The sequence below is a fragment of the Aeromicrobium sp. YIM 150415 genome, assembly GCF_016918125.1.
GTDB lineage: Bacteria > Actinomycetota > Actinomycetes > Propionibacteriales > Nocardioidaceae > Aeromicrobium > Aeromicrobium piscarium.
Map to the genome: position 1 here is coordinate 102,879 of NZ_JAERWM010000005.1, position 14,613 is coordinate 117,491.

Consider the following 14,613-nt stretch of genomic DNA (forward strand, 5'->3'; position numbering starts at 1 on the left):
CCTGCCATCCTTGCACGTATGCGCGCGACGATCCTCACATCCCCGGGCACCATCGAGCTCCAGACGGTCCCCGATCCGCAGCTGACGGCCGACTCCGATGCCGTCGTACGAGTGGTCGCCTCCTGCATCTGCGGCAGCGATCTGTGGCCGTACCGCGGCCTGGACGGCGACCAGTCCGAGCCGCGCCGGATCGGGCACGAGTTCGTGGGCGTCGTCGAGCAGGTCGGCAGCGCGGTCGGCTCGGTGCAGCCGGGCGACTTCGTCATCGCCCCGTTCCTCTACAGCGACAACACCTGCGCGCTGTGTGAGCGCGGTGTTCACACCTCCTGCGTCAACGGCGGTGGCTACGAGGGTTGCCAGTGCGAACTCGTCCGCGTGCCGCAGGCCGATGGCACCCTGGTGCGGGTTCCCGGAGGCGAACCAGACGAGGCACTCGTCCCGCATCTGCTGACACTGTCCGATGTCTTCCCCACGGGCCATCACGCCGCCGTCAGCGCCGGCGTGCGGTCCGGGAGCACCGTGGCGGTCGTGGGCGACGGGGCCGTGGGGCTGAGCGCGATCCTCGCCGCCAAGCGGCTGGGCGCGTCCACCGTGGTCGCCATGTCGCGGCACGCGGAACGCCAGGAGATCGCCCGGGCCTTCGGCGCCGACGCGATCGTCGAGACCCGCGGCAAGGAGGGCGCGGCCGAGGTCCGCGAGATCACGGGCGGGATCGGCGCCGATGCCGTTCTCGAATGCGTCGGCACCGGCGACAGCCTCAAGCAGGCGTTCATGTCTACGCGTCCGGGTGGCATGGTGGGCTATGTGGGTCTTCCCCACGATGCGGCCTTCGACCCGCGCGGCAACTTCTACCGCAATATCGGGCTCGCGGGCGGTGTCGCACCAGTGCGCCGCTATCTCGACGAGCTGCTGCCCGATGTCCTCGACAGTGTCATCGAGCCCGGCAGGGTCTTCGATCTCATGCTCGATCTCGACGAGGTCGCCGACGGTTACCGGGCGATGGACGAGCGCCGGGCGACCAAGGTGCTGCTCACTCCCTGACCGCCCGGCCGGAGTGCGCTCAGCTCTGCCAGCGCTCCTGCTCACGCGCGTGCGTCGGCAGGTAGGCGCCCGGGGTGAAGAGCGTGTCGTAGAAGTCGGTGTCCAGGTGCTGGGCCTGCAGGTAGTTCATGATCCAGACCGACGGCACGGTGCCGGGGAACTTGCCGAAGGTGTCGTCGATGTACTGCAACTGCAGCGTCAGCAGCTCGACGAACTCCTCGTCGAAGGGCGCTGCCGAGCCCCGGACGCCCGGGTTGTCGCGCCACGGGCCGGGAGTGGACGGGTGGTAGGGGCCGCCCGCACCGAACTTGCGCTCGACCAGCGCTTCGACGACCGCACGAGCGGACCCATGGTGGGCGACCGTGGACGTCTCGAAGACCCCCTCTCGGCCGGTCGGATTGGGCATCGACCGGCGCGGGTCCTCGTCGTACCGGAAGCCGAGGCCGGGCACGTCGGGGTTGCCGGAGGCGCCGAGCATCGAGATGCGGTCGATGCCGTCGAAGCTCCACCCGCCGAGGCCGATGCCGCCAAGGGCGAGGTGGCCGGCGTAGCTGGCGGTCATCAACTCGGCACTGGCCTCGGCCAGTGAGTACTGCTCGATGAAGCTCAACGGCTGCGGCTCGTCGACATTGTGCAGCCGGTGGGCGAACTTATCGATACCGGGGATCGGACGATCGTTGACGTCGTCGTAGATCGCGTAGCCGTTCTGGTTGAAGAAGGCGATGTTGAGGAGCGTCTGCTGGGCCAGATCGGCGACCGGGATGACCAGCAGCGAGCCCGGCCAGTTCGCGATCCAGATGTTGTGGCCCTCGAGATAGGGCTGCTCGCGAGGCAGATGCAGACGCTCATCGCTGAGCTTCACGGCACGGGCGACCACCGCGTTCAGCGCGGCCTCCACGTCGTCCTGGTCGTCCAGCGAGCCGCTCTGCCACGCGGTGTCGAGTACCTCGTCACGAGTGGACAGGAAGTAGGTGCCCGAGTCGTCGGTGAAGAAGAAGTCGGTGGTGTGGAAGCCTGCCGCCGATGGGATGACGCGGCCGATGGCCGAGCCGTTGTAGTTGGGGAACTGGGGCGCGTAGTCCGGGTGGCGGGAGATGCCGAAATGCCAGCCGGTCTGGCCCGTGACGGTGGCCAGCACGAGGGCGCGCTGCACATCGGTGAGCGGACGACTCTCCTTGCTGCTGGTGAACGCCAGCGGACCGTCGGGGATGCTGCCGCCGACGGGAAACCGGCGCGATCGTCGCCCGAGCAGTGCCTCATACAGGCCGAACTCCGAGAGCTCACGGATCGCGGCGCGCTCGTGATCGGTCAGGCGGATGGCCGAGAGCCCGTTGTCGAAGACGGTCATGCGGAAGCTCCTTGGAGAGGATCGTGGTCGCGGGTACCAGCGATTCTCTCCAAGGAGCGTGGGCCTCTCGTGCCGCGTCCGCTATTTGAGCTGCGAGCTCGTCAGCCCCAAGACACGGCGCGCCACGATCAGCTGCTGGATCTGCTGCGTGCCCTCGAAGATGTCGAGGATCTTGGAGTCGCGCGACCACTTCTCCAGGAACTCGACCTCGCTGTAGCCGAGGGTGCTGGCCAGCTCGACACAGCGCAACGTGATCTGGTTGCCCACGCGACCCGCCTTCGCCTTGGCCATCGAGGCCTCCAGCGAGTTCGGCTTGCGGTTGTCGGCCATCCACGCGGCGCTGAGCGTCAGCAGGTGGGCGGCCTCCCAGTCGGCCTCCATCTGCAGGAAGGTCGCGGCGGCGGCCGACTGCGACTGCGCGGGGCGGTCGTAGTCGATCTCGATCCCGGCATCGGTGAGCAGGTCGCGAGTGAGCTCGAGGGCTGCCCGGGCGCATCCGACGGCCATGCCGGCCACCAGCGGTCGGGTGTTGTCGAAGGTGGCCATCGCGCCGGCGAAGCCCTTGGAGGTGTCGATCTCGGGATCGCCGAGCAGGTTGGCGGCCGGGACCCGGCAGTCCTCCAGCACGATGACCGCGGTGTCCGAGGCCCGGATGCCGAGCTTGTGCTCCAGCCGTTCGACCCGGATGCCGGGCAGCGACTTGGGCACGACGAAGGACTTGATCGCCGCGCGGCCCTTGCTCTTGTCGAGGGTCGCCCAGACGACGACCGAGTCGGCGCGCTCACCGGAGGTGACGAAGATCTTCTCGCCGTTGAGGATGTACTCGTCGCCGTCCTTGACCGCCGTGGTCTTGATCGCCGCCGAGTCCGAGCCGAAGCTCGGCTCGGTGATCGCCATCGCGGCCCAGGTGTCCTTGAACCGCTCGAGCTGCTCGTCGTTGGCGACCGAGGCGATGGCCGAGTTGCCGAGGCCCTGACGCGGCATCGACAGCAGCAGGCCGACATCTCCCCAGCACATCTCGATGACCGAGAGCACCGAGGACATGTTGGTGCCGTTCTTGACGCCGCCCTTGTCGTCGTCCTTGACCCGCACGCCGGCGGCACCGGCACCCTTGCTCTGCCCGGACTCGTTCATGCCGTCGACGAGCGAGGCGAGGAGGTCCAGCTCCTTGGGATAGGAGTGCTCGGCGAGATCGTAGGTGCGGGAGTTGGCGCGGAGGAAGTTGGTGGCGACCTCGTTGACCTGCTTGACGAAGCCGCGGTACTTCTTGGGAGTCTCCAGATTGATCATGATCGTGTCGCCCTCAGACGAGGACCGCTCCTTCCATCACGCCGATGGCGCGCAGATCGCGATACCACCGCTCCACCGGGTGTTCCTTGACGAAGCCATGGCCGCCGAGCATCTGCACTCCGTCGGTGCCGATCTTCATGCCGTACTCCGCCGTCAGCCTGCGGGCCAGGGCGATCTCCCTCGCGGAGTCAAGCCCTTGATCGACACGAGAGGCGGCGCGCAGGGTCACCAGCCGCATACCTTCCAGCTCGATCGCCATGTCGGCGACCGTGAAGGCGACGCTCTGGCGGTAGGCGACGGGCTCGCCGAAGGCCTCACGCGTGGTGACGTAGTCCTTGACGTAGTCGAGGGTGGTCCGTGCGGTTCCGAGGGCGAGACCGGCCCAGGCGAGGCGCGAGAGCCGCACCATCTCGCGGTAGTCCTCGACGGAGCCGAGGACGGCGTCCTCAGCGACCTGGACATCATCGAGCGCGAGGCGAGAGAGTCCGGCCGCCCGCAGGCCCATGCTGGGGTCCTCGGCCACCTGCACGCCCGCGGCGCTCGCCTCGACGAGGATCATCGACGGGCCCCGGCCTTCGACCTCCGCGGCGACGACGAAGAGCTCCGCCTCGCTCCCCCGCACGACCCCGGACTTGAGACCCGAGAGGGTGTAGCCGGCACCGGAGCGGCGAGCGGTGGTCTGCAGCGTGAAGGGGTCGAAGAGCACACGCGGCTCGCTGACGGCCAGTGCGGCAGCGGGGACGTCGTCCCCGGCGAAGGCGGAGAGATAGGTCTGCTGCTGGCCTTCGGTGCCCCAGAGCGCGATGGCGGTGGCGACGGCCGAGGGGGCGAGACACGCCACCGCTTGGCCCATGTCGCCGGAGGCGAGTGCCTCGGCCACGAGCACCCCCGTGACCGCCGAACGCTCCTGGGAGAGCCCGCCGAGATCCTCGGGGATGTTGATGAGCGACAGCCCGAAATCGCTCGTCTGGCCGAGGATCTCCTTGGGCGTGTCGTTCACTGCCTCGGCGCTCTCGGCCCCGGGACGCAGGACCTCGCGTGCGAACTCCTCGACGACCTCGACCATCATCTGCTGGTCGTCGGTCGGGGTGAGGTCGAAGACGCCGGTGGGACCCGAGGTGGAGGGTCGTGCACCCTGCCCTCCCGAACGGACCTTCGTGAAGGTGCGTTGTGCCGTGCCGGCTGCTTTGAAGCCGTTCCTGGCTCCGTGATAGACGACTTTCTGGGTCGCGTCACGCAGGCCGAAGCGGTCGATGACCGACGACTGTGCGAGCCGGTTCAGGACCTTGAGGCCGACGCCCATGGGATCGGTGCGAGCCACTACGGTGCTCCTGTTCGAGATCGGATGACGATACGAGTAACTGCGGTTTGCAGTTTCACATACCGAGAGTATCTGAAAGTGGGAGCACTGCCAAGCAGGTGCTCCGAATGAGGTCGATAGTGTGGTGACGATCATCCGTCGTCAGGAGTCCTTTCGTGAGCAGTGCCGAGCAGTCCCGCCCCCTTCCCGAGGGCGGCAAGGTCCTCCCCATCACCCGCTGGGGCACCCCGGTGATGCACCACGAACTGCGCGATGTCACCGAGTTCGATGACGAACTCGCGACCCTGGTGGCGGACATGGCGGCCACGATGTACGCGGCCGAGGGGGTCGGCTTGGCGGCCAATCAGGTCGGGGTCGATCTGAAGGTCTTCGTCTTCGACTGCCCCGATGCCGATCATCAGCGGGTCACCGGCGTCGTCTGCAATCCGGTGCTCACCCTGCCCGAGGGCAAGGATCGCCAGCTGGACGCCGCCGACGAAGGCTGCCTGTCACTCCCGGGAGCATTCGCCGAGTGCGCTCGGCCGGACCTCGCCACGGTGCGCGGCGTCGACCACCATGGCGAACCGGTCGAGTTCACCGGCACGGGTCTGCTCGCTCGCTGCCTCCAGCACGAGACCGATCACCTCTTCGGCACCGTCTTCGGCGACCGGGTCCCCGACCGCGCCCGCAAGAAGCTCTACAAGCAGCACGACAACCTGGCCGACGACTACCCCGACGACTGGCCCGTCTCCCCCATGCGCGAGGACTGACACGGGACATGGTTGGGCTGCCGTATCGGCTCCACCGCCCCGCCATCGGCGACCTCGACGACTACGCCGCCCTGCACGCCGACGCCGCCACCTGGCGTCATCATCCCGATGGGCGGCACACCGACCTCGAGCAGAGCCGATCCGCACTTCTCCGAGACATCGAGGACTGGCAGCGCGACAGCCTCGGCTTCTGGATCGTCCGGGCGGGCGATGACGGCAGCGTCGCGCCGGAGGGGACCTTCCTCGGCGTGTGCGGCTGTCGTTCAGCGCGTGAGGGCCTCATATGGAACCTCTACTATCGCTTCGTCCCCGCGTTCCACGGGCACGGCCTCGCCGTCCGCGTGGGTAGGGAGTCGGTTCACGCCGCGCACGCCACCGATCCCGACCGCCCGGTGATCGCCTCTCTCCTGGAACACAACACGGCGAGTCGCCGGACAGCGGAACGGATCGGCCTGGCGCTGCGATGGCGTGGCCCCGATGCCGAGGTACACGACGGCATCCGTCTGCTCTACGCCGACCGGCCGCTACCGCCCGCCACCCTCGACAGTCTCACCCGAACCTGAGCCCGCGAATCTCATCCCTCGATACATCCTTCGCGCTGGGATCCAGGTTTGCCGGGTTGTGGCCCCTGGAGTGCCGTGGAAAGGGCTATAACCCGGCAAAAGTCGGACCGGGACGGTCAGCGGGGGCGGAAGTGCCAGCAGGCGATGGCGGTCGACGCCGCGACATTGAGTGAATCGATACCGGCCGCCATCGGGATCGCGACGCGATGGTCGGCGGCGCGCTGCCAGTGTTCGGTCAGGCCCGGGCCCTCGGAGCCGACGATGACTGCGACACGTTCGTCCGGTCCGGCATCAACGGAATCGAGCGGCACCGAGTCCTCGGCGAGCGACATCGCATAGCTAGTGAAGCCGAGCTGGCGCAGCAGGTCAGGTGCGTTGTACCAGTCGTCGATCCGGGCATAGGGCAGGGAGAAGACCGCCCCCATCGCGACCTTGACCGAACGCCGGTACAGCGGGTCGGCGCACCGTGGGGACAGCAGGACGGCGTCGAAACCGAGGGCCGCGACGTTGCGCATCACTGCCCCGATATTGGTGTGGTCCACCAGGTCCTCGGCGACCAGCACCCGCCGGGCCGACTCCAGCACCGATTCAGGTGTCCGTGGTGCGGGCCGGTCCATCGCCGCGAGCGCACCACGGTGGACGTGGAAGCCGGTCACCCGCTCGATCGCCTTCTCGTCGAGGACGTAACACGGGGCATCGCTCGCCTCCAGTACGTCACTCAGCGAGTCGATCCAGCGCGGTGCGAGCAGGAACGAGCGCGGACGATGCCCTGCCTCGACCGCGCGACGCACGACCTTCTCACCCTCGGCGATGTACAGGCCGCGCTCGGTCTCCAACAGTTTGCGCAGACTCACATCGCGCAGACTCGTGTAGTCGCGCAGCAGCGGATCGTCTGCGCCGGCGATCTGAAACAACTCGGCCACCGATCTAGGCTACGGAGTATGAGTCTTGATCGACCCGTGACCCCCGACCCGTATCCGCTTCTCCCAGCAGCCGCTTCGTTCGACGTGCGCAGCGACGATGTCGCCGACGGCGAGCCGCTCAAGGACGACCAGGTCAACGCCGGAGGCGACACCTCGCCCCACCTGGCCTGGGGCGACCCGCCCGAGGGCACCAGGTCCTTCGTCGTCACGTGCTTCGATCCCGACGCCCCCACGGTGTCGGGCTTCTGGCACTGGGTGGCGGTCGACCTTCCGGCCGACACGCGCGAGCTGCCGGCTGGTGCCGGCGCCTCCGATGACACGCTGCCCGGTTCAGCCTTCCACGTCCGCAACGACGGCGGCGGCCTCAATTTCATGGGCGCCGCCCCACCGGAGGGCGATCAGGTGCACCGCTACTACTTCGTGGTCCACGCCGTCGGCGAGGAGACCCTGGGAGTCGACTCGTCGGTCTCGCCCGCCGTCGTCGGCTTCAACCTGGCCTTCAAGACCCTCGGCCGCGCCATCCTCCACGGCACCTACCAGCACTGACGACGAAACCCATTGAGCGGGACGTTTGGACGCTGAACACAGCCGAATGGCCGTCCGAACGTCCCGCTCAACGGGTCGGTGGTGGTGTCAGGCGGTGGGGTCGTCCTCGGCGGGGGCACCCTCGTCGTCATCGGGGCGGGCCACCGGAGACTCCGCCTGCCGCGCGGCCTTGATGGCCTCCTCGACGGCCGAGGACGTGTCCTCGCTGGCGATCGGGACCTCGTCGACGATCTCCTCGTCCAGATCGACCTCGCGGCGGCTGCCACCGCTGTCGACCGGGACGTCGCCGATCGCGCCGCCGAGGGTACCGAGGGCCTTGGTGAGCTCGGCCGGAATGATCCAGGTCGACGCGTTCTCCCCCGAGGCGATCTTCGGCAGCGTCTGCAGGTACTGGTAGGACAGCAGCTTCTGATCGGCATTGCCGTTGTGGATCGCCTGGAAGACGGTCTCGATGGCGCGGCCCTCACCCTGCGCGCGGAGGATCGCGGCCTGGCGCTCGCCCTCCGCCGACAAGATGGCCGACTGCTTCTCGCCCTCGGCCTTGAGGATCGACGACTGCTTCTCGCCCTCGGCGGTCAGAATGGCCGACTGGCGCTCGCCCTCGGCCGTGAGGATCGCGGCGCGCTTGTCGCGATCGGCGCGCATCTGCTTCTCCATGGCGTCGATGATGGTCGGCGGCGGATCGATGCTCTTGAGCTCGACCTGGTTGACCTTGATGCCCCAGCGGGCGGTCGCCGCGTCGAGCTCGGCGCCCAGCGTGCGGTTGATCTGGTCGCGGCTGGTCAGCGTGTGCTCCAGTGTCATGCCGCCGATGATGTTGCGGACCGTCGTCATCGTCAGCTGATGGATCGCATCGATGTAACTGACGATCTCGTAGGTGGCCGCGACGGCGTCGTTGACCGTGAAGTAGATGACGGTGTCGATCTCCACCGTGAGGTTGTCCTCGGTGATGACACCCTGTGGCGGGAACGAGACGACCTGCTCACGCTGGTCGACCCGGTACCTGACCCGGTCGAGGAACGGGATGATCAGGTGCGGTCCCGAGCTCAGCGAGGTGCGATAGCGGCCGAGCCGCTCCACGATGCCGGCGTGATTCTGAGGGATGATCTTGACCGACATCGAGACGACGACCACGAGGAGCAGGACCACGAGGCCGACGAAGACGGCGAGGGCGGAGGCCACCATTGTCGTTCTTCCTTTCAGTGATGGGCGGCGGTGACGCGCGCGATCGGGCCTTCGATAGCCACGACGAGCACCTCCGTCCCGGGTTCGAAGGTCGTATCAGCGTCGAGCACTCGGGCCGTCCAGCGCTGGCCGTTGATCATGACCTGGCCCGCATGGGCGGAGACCTGCTCATCGACCGTGGCGTACTGGCCCACGAGACCGTGCTGGCCCGATGGCAGCGTAGGCCCGCGGTGGATGCGCTTGACCATCTTGGGGCGCACCAGCGTCAACATGCTGCCCGAGACGCCACCGAAGACCAGGAGGCAAAGGACGAACGGCGCCCCGAGGGCAGCGACGGCGGCGGCGGCGAAGGCCCCTACACCGAACATCAGGAAGACGAACTCCATGCTGGCGATCTCGACGACCGACAGCACGACGCCGATCGCCGTCCAGGTGAGCCAGATGTCGTCGCCGAGCCAGTCCATGATCTATGTCTCTATCACGAAGCGGCCCGCCGCGCCGCGGGCTGTCGTCGGGCGGTGAAACGGCCGCGGTCCTCGCGGAGTTCGAGTCGCTGACCGAAGGCATTGCTCAGCACATCGGAGGTGAGGACCTCCCGCAGCGGTCCGCGCCCGATGACCTTGCCCTCGGCGAGGACCAGCGCGTGGGTGAACCCCTGCGGGATCTCCTCCACGTGATGGGTCACCAGGACGAAGGCCGCTCCGGCAGGATCGCTGGACAGGACATCGAGGCTCGCCAGCAGGTCCTCCCGTGCGCCGAGGTCGAGTCCGGCGCCCGGCTCGTCGAGCAGGACTGCCTCGGGATCGGTCATGAGCGCCCGGGCGATGAGGACCCGCTTCTTCTCGCCCTCCGACAGGGTGCCGAAGGTGCGATCGGCGAGCGAGGCGATTCCCAGTTCGGCGAGCAGTTGGTCGACCCGGCCGAAGTCGTGTTCGTCGTACTCCTCGTTCCAGCGTCCGACCACGGCGTACGCGGCCGAGAGCACGACATTGCGCACCGATTCCCGTGCGGGGATCCGCTCGGAGACCACCGTGGACGTGTGCCCGATGCGGGTGCGCAGTTCGAAGACGTCGACCTGGCCGAGCGTCTCGTCGAGGATCCGGACCCGGCCGGACGTGGGGTGCAGCGAGGCGCCGAGGATCTGCATGAGGGTGGTCTTGCCGGCCCCGTTCGGGCCGATGACCACCCAGTGCTCGCCCGCTCGGACGGTCCATGAGACCGAGTCCAGGAGCTTCTTGCCCGATCGGATCACCGTCACATCGTCCAGCTCGAAGACAGCTGACATGCATCCTCCTGGTCGTGACGGCCCGGTGATCCCAACCTATCGTGTCGCCGGTGAGCCCTGACGCTACCCTCGACTCGATGACCTCCGAGCATGTGCCCGCCGCCCTCCAGCTCACCGTGCCGACGGTGCTGGTGACGCTGGTCGGTCCCGACCGCCCCGGCGTCTCGACCCGTCTGTTCGCCGAGGCGGCGAGTTTCGACATCGAGGTGATCGATGTCGAACAGCTCGTCGTCCGCGGCCGGCTCGTCCTCAGCACCCTGCTCACCGAGCCCGAGGCTCCCGAGCAGCTCGAGGAGGCCATCCGCGGCTTCGCCGAGCCTCTCGGCCTCGAGGTCTGGTTCGAGCACGGGGTCGGGGACAACCGCCCACGGCGCATCGGACGTGCGCAGGTGGTGGTGCTCGGAGGTCCTCTGCGTCCGTCGGCGATGTCCGCCATCACCGACGGGATCAGGCGCCTCGGCGGCAATATCGACCGGATCGTCCGCATGGCTCGCTACCCGGTGACGGCGATCCGCATGGAGGTGTCCGGCGCCGATCCCGATGCCCTGCAGCGCGACCTCGCCAGCATCGGTCATGTCGAGGGGGTCGACATCGCGGTGCAGGAGAACGGCATCGGCCGGCACGCCCAGCGCCTGGTGGTCATGGACGTCGACTCCACGCTGATCCAGGGCGAGGTCATCGAGATGCTCGCCTCGCACGCCGGTTGCGAGGCTCAGGTCGCCGAGGTCACCGAGCGCGCCATGCGCGGCGAGCTCGACTTCGCCGACTCGCTCCACGCGCGGGTGGCCCAGTTGGAGGGCGTCCCGGCCAGCGCCCTGGACGACGTGTACGCCGGCATCGCCTACACCCCGGGAGCGCGGACGATGATCCGCACCCTCAAGCGCCTCGGCTACCGATTCGCGCTCGTGAGCGGAGGCTTCACCCAGATCATCGAGCGGATCGCCGAGGAGCTCGGCATCGACTACTTCGCGGCCAACGAGCTGGAGATCGTCGACGGCCGGCTCACCGGTCGCGTGGTGGGCGAGGTCGTCGATCGTGCCGGCAAGGCGATGGCACTGCGCCGGTTCGCCGCAGAGGCCGGCATCGCCGAACGCAACACGGTGGCGATCGGCGACGGCGCCAACGATCTCGACATGCTCGCCGCCGCGGGCCTGGGGATCGCCTTCAACGCCAAGCCCCTCGTGCGCGACCAAGCGCGTACCAGCGTCAACGTGCCCTATCTGGACACGGTCGTGTTCCTCATGGGCATCACCCGCGAAGAGGTCGAGGCGGCCGACGCCGCCGACCCGGCCTGAACGCCGGTTCCTACTCGTCGTCCTCGAGACGGAAGCCCAGCTTGAGCGTCACCTGGTAGTGCTCGACCTCGTCGTCGACGATCTGCCCGCGGATGCCGACCACCTCGAACCAGTCCAGATGACGCAGTGTCTGAGAGGCGCGCTTGATGCCGCTCTGCACGGCCTCGGTCACGCCATCGGGCGAGGTGCCGACGATCTCGGTCACACGGTACGTACGGTTGCTCATGCCCCTATCATGCCGCTCCCCATCGCTCCGCGGGCCGCCAGGGAGGCCCGCGTAGAGTGGGAGCCGTGAAGCTTCGGAGGAAGCGCGATGAGGTGCACTCGATCACCTCGGCCGCTCAGTCGCACAGTGAGGCCACGTGGTCGCGCGAGAAGCGCTATGCCATCTCGATGGCGATCCGCACCGCCTGCTTCATCGGCGCGGTCGCCGCGAGCGGTCCGCTGCGCTGGACGCTGCTTGTCGGGGCGGTCTTCCTCCCGTATGTGGCGGTCATCTTCGCCAACTCGCCCGCGCGCAAGGCCAGCGACGGTCCGTCGCCCTTCGGACACGAGCGCCCCGAGCTCGAGCAGCCCCGCCGCGAGCTCGACGAGGACTGATCGGTGCTGCGCTTCCTGTTGACCCCCCGCTGGCTGGGGTTCGGCGCCTTCGTCATCGCCCTGGCCGTCACCTGCGTGTTCCTCGGCATGTGGCAGCACGATCGGCATGAGCAACGTCAACAGCACAACGCCCAGGTCGAGAGTCATGCCGAGTCCGATCCCATCCCGATCCAGCAGGCTGCTCCGCCAGGTACCGAATGGCCGTCGGAGGACGAGTGGACCCAGGTGACCGCCACCGGCCGGTACGACCCTCAGCACGAGGTCCTGGTCAAGTTCCAGCAACGCGGCAGCCAGCCCGGGGTCGACGTCGTGACACCGCTCGTGCTCGATGACGGCAGTGCGGTCCTCATCGATCGCGGCTGGGTCCAGACACAGAACACGGCCTCGCGTCCCGACAACATCCCGCCTCCGCCGAGCGGCCAGGTCACGGTCACGGGTTGGCTACGCGCGGACAGCACCAACGACGGCCAAGCCGTGCAGCCTGAGGACGGCCAGGTCCGTCTGATCAGCAGCGAGGCCCTCTCCGAACTCGTCCCCCACGAGCTCGCCACGGGCTATATCGCCCTCCGCGAGCAGAACCCGCCGCTGGACGGCCTCGAGCCCGCCGAGCCGCCGGAGCTCGGCATGGGCGTCAATCTCTTCTACTCCTGGCAGTGGTACTTCTTCGCCGGGCTGGCCGGATTCGGCTTCTTCTGGTTCGCGCGGGCCGAGGTGAAGGAGCGCCGGCGCGAGCCCCACGCAGAGCAGACCGAGCAGCTTACGCCAAGCTGATCAGATCGAAGTAGCTGTCGGACCAGATGTCCTCGTCGCCATCGGGCAGCAGGAGGACACGATCGGGGTCCAGGGCGGCCACTGCGCCTTCGTCGTGGGTCACCAGGATGATCGCGCCCTCATAGGAGCGGATCGCCCCGAGGACCTCCTCGCGTGAGGCGGGATCGAGGTTATTGGTCGGCTCGTCGAGCAGCAGGACATTGGCCTTCGAGACGATCAGACTGGCCAGCGCGAGCCGGGTCTTCTCGCCGCCGGAGAGCACGGCGGCCGGCTTGGCGACGTCATCCCCGGTGAACAGGAACTGGCCCAGCACGCTGCGCGCCTCGGTCTCGTTCAGCTCGGGCGCGGCGCGCTGCATGTTGTCGAGGATCGTGCGGCTGGTGTCGAGGGTCTCGTGCTCCTGCGCGTAGTAGCCGAGCTTGAGTCCGTGACCGGGCTGGATCTCGCCGGTGTCGGCCTTGTCCATGTCGCCGAGGATCCGCAGCAGCGTCGTCTTTCCGGCACCGTTGAGGCCGAGGATCACGACGCGACTGCCGCGGTCGATCGCCAGGTCGACGTCCATGAAGACCTCCAGCGAACCGTAGGACTTCGAGAGGCCCTCGGCCATGAGCGGTGTCTTGCCGCACGGGGCCGGCTTCGGGAAGCCGATCTTGGCGACCTTCTCGGTCTGCCGCTCGTCCTCGAGCCCGGCCATCATCTTCTCGGCGCGCTTGATCATGTTCTGCGCGGCGACCGCCTTGGTGGCTTTGGCGCGCATCTTCTCAGCCTGTTGCAGCAACCGCTCGGCGGTCTTCACCGTGTTGGCGCGTTCGCGCTTGCGCCGTTCCTCGTCCGCCTCGCGCTGCTTCAGGTAGGCCTTCCAGCCCATGTTGTAGATATCGATGACCTGACGGTTGCCGTCGAGGTAGAACACCTTGTTCACCGTCGTCTCGATCAGGTCGACGTCGTGGCTGATGACGATGAAGCCGCCGGAGAAATCGGCGAGGAACTGACGTAGCCAGACGATCGAGTCGTGGTCGAGGTGGTTCGTGGGCTCGTCGAGCAGGAGGATCTCCGCATCGGAGAACAGGATGCGGGCGAGCTCCACCCGGCGGCGCTGACCGCCCGAGAGGGTGCTGAGCGGCTGCTCCAGGATGCGCTCGGGAAGGGCGAGGGACATCGCCATCGCATCGGCCTCGGACTCCGCCGCGTAGCCGCCCGCGGACTGGAAGTCGGCATCGGCGGCGGCATAGCGCTTCATGCCCCGCTCGGCGATCTCGGGATCGGCCGAGGCCATCTCCTCCTCGGCCGTGCGCAGACGGCGCATCGCGTCGTCAAGGCCCCGGACCGACAGGATCCGGTTGCGCGCACTCACCGTCATGTCGTCGACCCGCGGATCCTGGGGCAGATAGCCGACAGAACCGGTACGGCTGATGCTGCCGGCCGAGGGCTCTCCCCCGGCCCCCGCGAGCATCTTGGTCAAGGTGGTCTTGCCCGCTCCGTTGCGGCCGACCAGGCCGATCTTGTCGCCCTTGGCGACACGGAACGAGACATCGGACATCAGGACGCGCGCGCCGAAGCGCAGCTCCACGCCGGAAGCGGTGATCACGGGGTTCTCCAGAGGATATGAGGGGATGGCTAGGACGACACACGGCATCGGCGGGCGATGCGGGACCGTCACTCTCTCTGGATCAGCACCGGATCAGCCTACCGGCCC

Annotated in this window: 16 protein-coding genes; 7 read left to right on the forward strand and 9 right to left on the reverse strand. The window is 68.0% G+C overall.

Going from position 1 to position 14,613, the window contains the following annotated elements:
- The first annotated feature begins 18 nt into the window (after positions 1–18).
- A complete protein-coding gene (locus JL108_RS03850) occupies positions 19–1,041 on the forward strand; it encodes a zinc-dependent alcohol dehydrogenase family protein (protein WP_205197161.1) in 1,023 nt (340 codons plus the stop codon).
- Positions 1,042–1,060: 19 nt separating this feature from the next.
- On the opposite strand, the gene JL108_RS03855 is transcribed toward JL108_RS03850, so the two are convergent.
- From JL108_RS03855 to JL108_RS03865, 3 genes are all read right to left on the reverse strand, one after another.
- Positions 1,061–2,389: a hypothetical protein gene (locus JL108_RS03855; RefSeq protein ID WP_205197162.1), complete on the reverse strand. Its 1,329-nt coding sequence runs from the start codon at positions 2,387–2,389 to the stop codon at positions 1,061–1,063.
- Positions 2,390–2,470: 81 nt separating this feature from the next.
- A complete protein-coding gene (locus JL108_RS03860) occupies positions 2,471–3,679 on the reverse strand; it encodes an acyl-CoA dehydrogenase family protein (protein ID WP_205197163.1) in 1,209 nt (402 codons plus the stop codon).
- Between the two features lie 13 nt (positions 3,680–3,692).
- Entirely contained in the window at positions 3,693–5,000 is a 1,308-nt protein-coding gene (locus JL108_RS03865) for an acyl-CoA dehydrogenase family protein (RefSeq protein ID WP_307837185.1), read from the reverse strand.
- 155 nt (positions 5,001–5,155) lie between these two features.
- On the opposite strand from JL108_RS03865, the gene def reads away from it, so the two are divergent.
- Both def and JL108_RS03875 read left to right on the forward strand, forming a co-directional pair.
- Complete coding sequence (gene def, locus JL108_RS03870; protein WP_205197164.1) at positions 5,156–5,749, forward strand: peptide deformylase; 594 nt, start codon at positions 5,156–5,158, stop codon at positions 5,747–5,749.
- An 8-nt stretch (positions 5,750–5,757) separates the two neighbouring features.
- Entirely contained in the window at positions 5,758–6,312 is a 555-nt protein-coding gene (locus tag JL108_RS03875) for a GNAT family N-acetyltransferase (protein ID WP_205197165.1), read from the forward strand.
- Positions 6,313–6,428: 116 nt separating this feature from the next.
- Here the strand turns inward: JL108_RS03875 and JL108_RS03880 are convergent, their stop codons facing one another.
- The gene (locus JL108_RS03880; protein WP_205197166.1) at positions 6,429–7,235 is read right to left on the reverse strand and encodes an RNA methyltransferase; all 807 of its coding nucleotides are present in this window, start codon (positions 7,233–7,235) and stop codon (positions 6,429–6,431) included.
- Between the two features lie 18 nt (positions 7,236–7,253).
- Here JL108_RS03880 and JL108_RS03885 point away from each other — a divergent pair, with 18 nt between their 5' ends.
- Positions 7,254–7,781: a YbhB/YbcL family Raf kinase inhibitor-like protein gene (locus tag JL108_RS03885; RefSeq protein WP_205197167.1), complete on the forward strand. Its 528-nt coding sequence runs from the start codon at positions 7,254–7,256 to the stop codon at positions 7,779–7,781.
- A gap of 87 nt (positions 7,782–7,868) precedes the next feature.
- On the opposite strand, the gene JL108_RS03890 is transcribed toward JL108_RS03885, so the two are convergent.
- The 3 genes from JL108_RS03890 to JL108_RS03900 are packed head-to-tail and all read right to left on the reverse strand — an operon-like array spanning position 7,869 to position 10,251.
- Entirely contained in the window at positions 7,869–8,966 is a 1,098-nt protein-coding gene (locus JL108_RS03890; protein ID WP_205197168.1) for an SPFH domain-containing protein, read from the reverse strand.
- A gap of 14 nt (positions 8,967–8,980) precedes the next feature.
- The gene (locus JL108_RS03895) at positions 8,981–9,430 is read right to left on the reverse strand and encodes an NfeD family protein (protein ID WP_205197169.1); all 450 of its coding nucleotides are present in this window, start codon (positions 9,428–9,430) and stop codon (positions 8,981–8,983) included.
- A 14-nt stretch (positions 9,431–9,444) separates the two neighbouring features.
- Complete coding sequence (locus tag JL108_RS03900) at positions 9,445–10,251, reverse strand: ABC transporter ATP-binding protein (RefSeq protein ID WP_205197170.1); 807 nt, start codon at positions 10,249–10,251, stop codon at positions 9,445–9,447.
- A 77-nt stretch (positions 10,252–10,328) separates the two neighbouring features.
- On the opposite strand from JL108_RS03900, the gene serB reads away from it, so the two are divergent.
- A complete protein-coding gene (gene serB, locus JL108_RS03905; RefSeq protein WP_205197225.1) occupies positions 10,329–11,546 on the forward strand; it encodes a phosphoserine phosphatase SerB in 1,218 nt (405 codons plus the stop codon).
- 10 nt (positions 11,547–11,556) lie between these two features.
- On the opposite strand, the gene JL108_RS03910 is transcribed toward serB, so the two are convergent.
- A complete protein-coding gene (locus JL108_RS03910; RefSeq protein WP_205197171.1) occupies positions 11,557–11,772 on the reverse strand; it encodes a dodecin in 216 nt (71 codons plus the stop codon).
- A gap of 65 nt (positions 11,773–11,837) precedes the next feature.
- On the opposite strand from JL108_RS03910, the gene JL108_RS03915 reads away from it, so the two are divergent.
- Together JL108_RS03915 and JL108_RS03920 are read left to right on the forward strand one after the other, a co-directional pair.
- Entirely contained in the window at positions 11,838–12,146 is a 309-nt protein-coding gene (locus JL108_RS03915; RefSeq protein ID WP_205197172.1) for a DUF3099 domain-containing protein, read from the forward strand.
- 3 nt (positions 12,147–12,149) lie between these two features.
- Complete coding sequence (locus tag JL108_RS03920; protein ID WP_205197173.1) at positions 12,150–12,917, forward strand: SURF1 family protein; 768 nt, start codon at positions 12,150–12,152, stop codon at positions 12,915–12,917.
- On the opposite strand, the gene JL108_RS03925 is transcribed toward JL108_RS03920, so the two are convergent.
- The gene (locus JL108_RS03925) at positions 12,904–14,505 is read right to left on the reverse strand and encodes an ABC-F family ATP-binding cassette domain-containing protein (protein WP_205197174.1); all 1,602 of its coding nucleotides are present in this window, start codon (positions 14,503–14,505) and stop codon (positions 12,904–12,906) included. The genes JL108_RS03920 and JL108_RS03925 overlap by 14 nt on opposite strands.
- Positions 14,506–14,613: the final 108 nt, after the last annotated feature.

Bases quoted from the DNA above. Each gene is read 5' to 3' on its own strand.
- JL108_RS03900 (WP_205197170.1), bottom strand. From the start codon at position 10,251: ATGTCAGCTGTCTTCGAGCTGGACGATGTGACGGTGATCCGATCGGGC.
- JL108_RS03895 (WP_205197169.1), bottom strand. From the start codon at position 9,430: ATGGACTGGCTCGGCGACGACATCTGGCTCACCTGGACGGCGATCGGC.
- JL108_RS03855 (WP_205197162.1), bottom strand. From the start codon at position 2,389: ATGACCGTCTTCGACAACGGGCTCTCGGCCATCCGCCTGACCGATCAC.
- JL108_RS03885 (WP_205197167.1), top strand. From the start codon at position 7,254: ATGAGTCTTGATCGACCCGTGACCCCCGACCCGTATCCGCTTCTCCCA.
- JL108_RS03850 (WP_205197161.1), top strand. From the start codon at position 19: ATGCGCGCGACGATCCTCACATCCCCGGGCACCATCGAGCTCCAGACG.
- JL108_RS03890 (WP_205197168.1), bottom strand. From the start codon at position 8,966: ATGGTGGCCTCCGCCCTCGCCGTCTTCGTCGGCCTCGTGGTCCTGCTC.
- serB (WP_205197225.1), top strand. From the start codon at position 10,329: ATGACCTCCGAGCATGTGCCCGCCGCCCTCCAGCTCACCGTGCCGACG.
- JL108_RS03910 (WP_205197171.1), bottom strand. From the start codon at position 11,772: ATGAGCAACCGTACGTACCGTGTGACCGAGATCGTCGGCACCTCGCCC.
- JL108_RS03875 (WP_205197165.1), top strand. From the start codon at position 5,758: ATGGTTGGGCTGCCGTATCGGCTCCACCGCCCCGCCATCGGCGACCTC.
- JL108_RS03860 (WP_205197163.1), bottom strand. From the start codon at position 3,679: ATGATCAATCTGGAGACTCCCAAGAAGTACCGCGGCTTCGTCAAGCAG.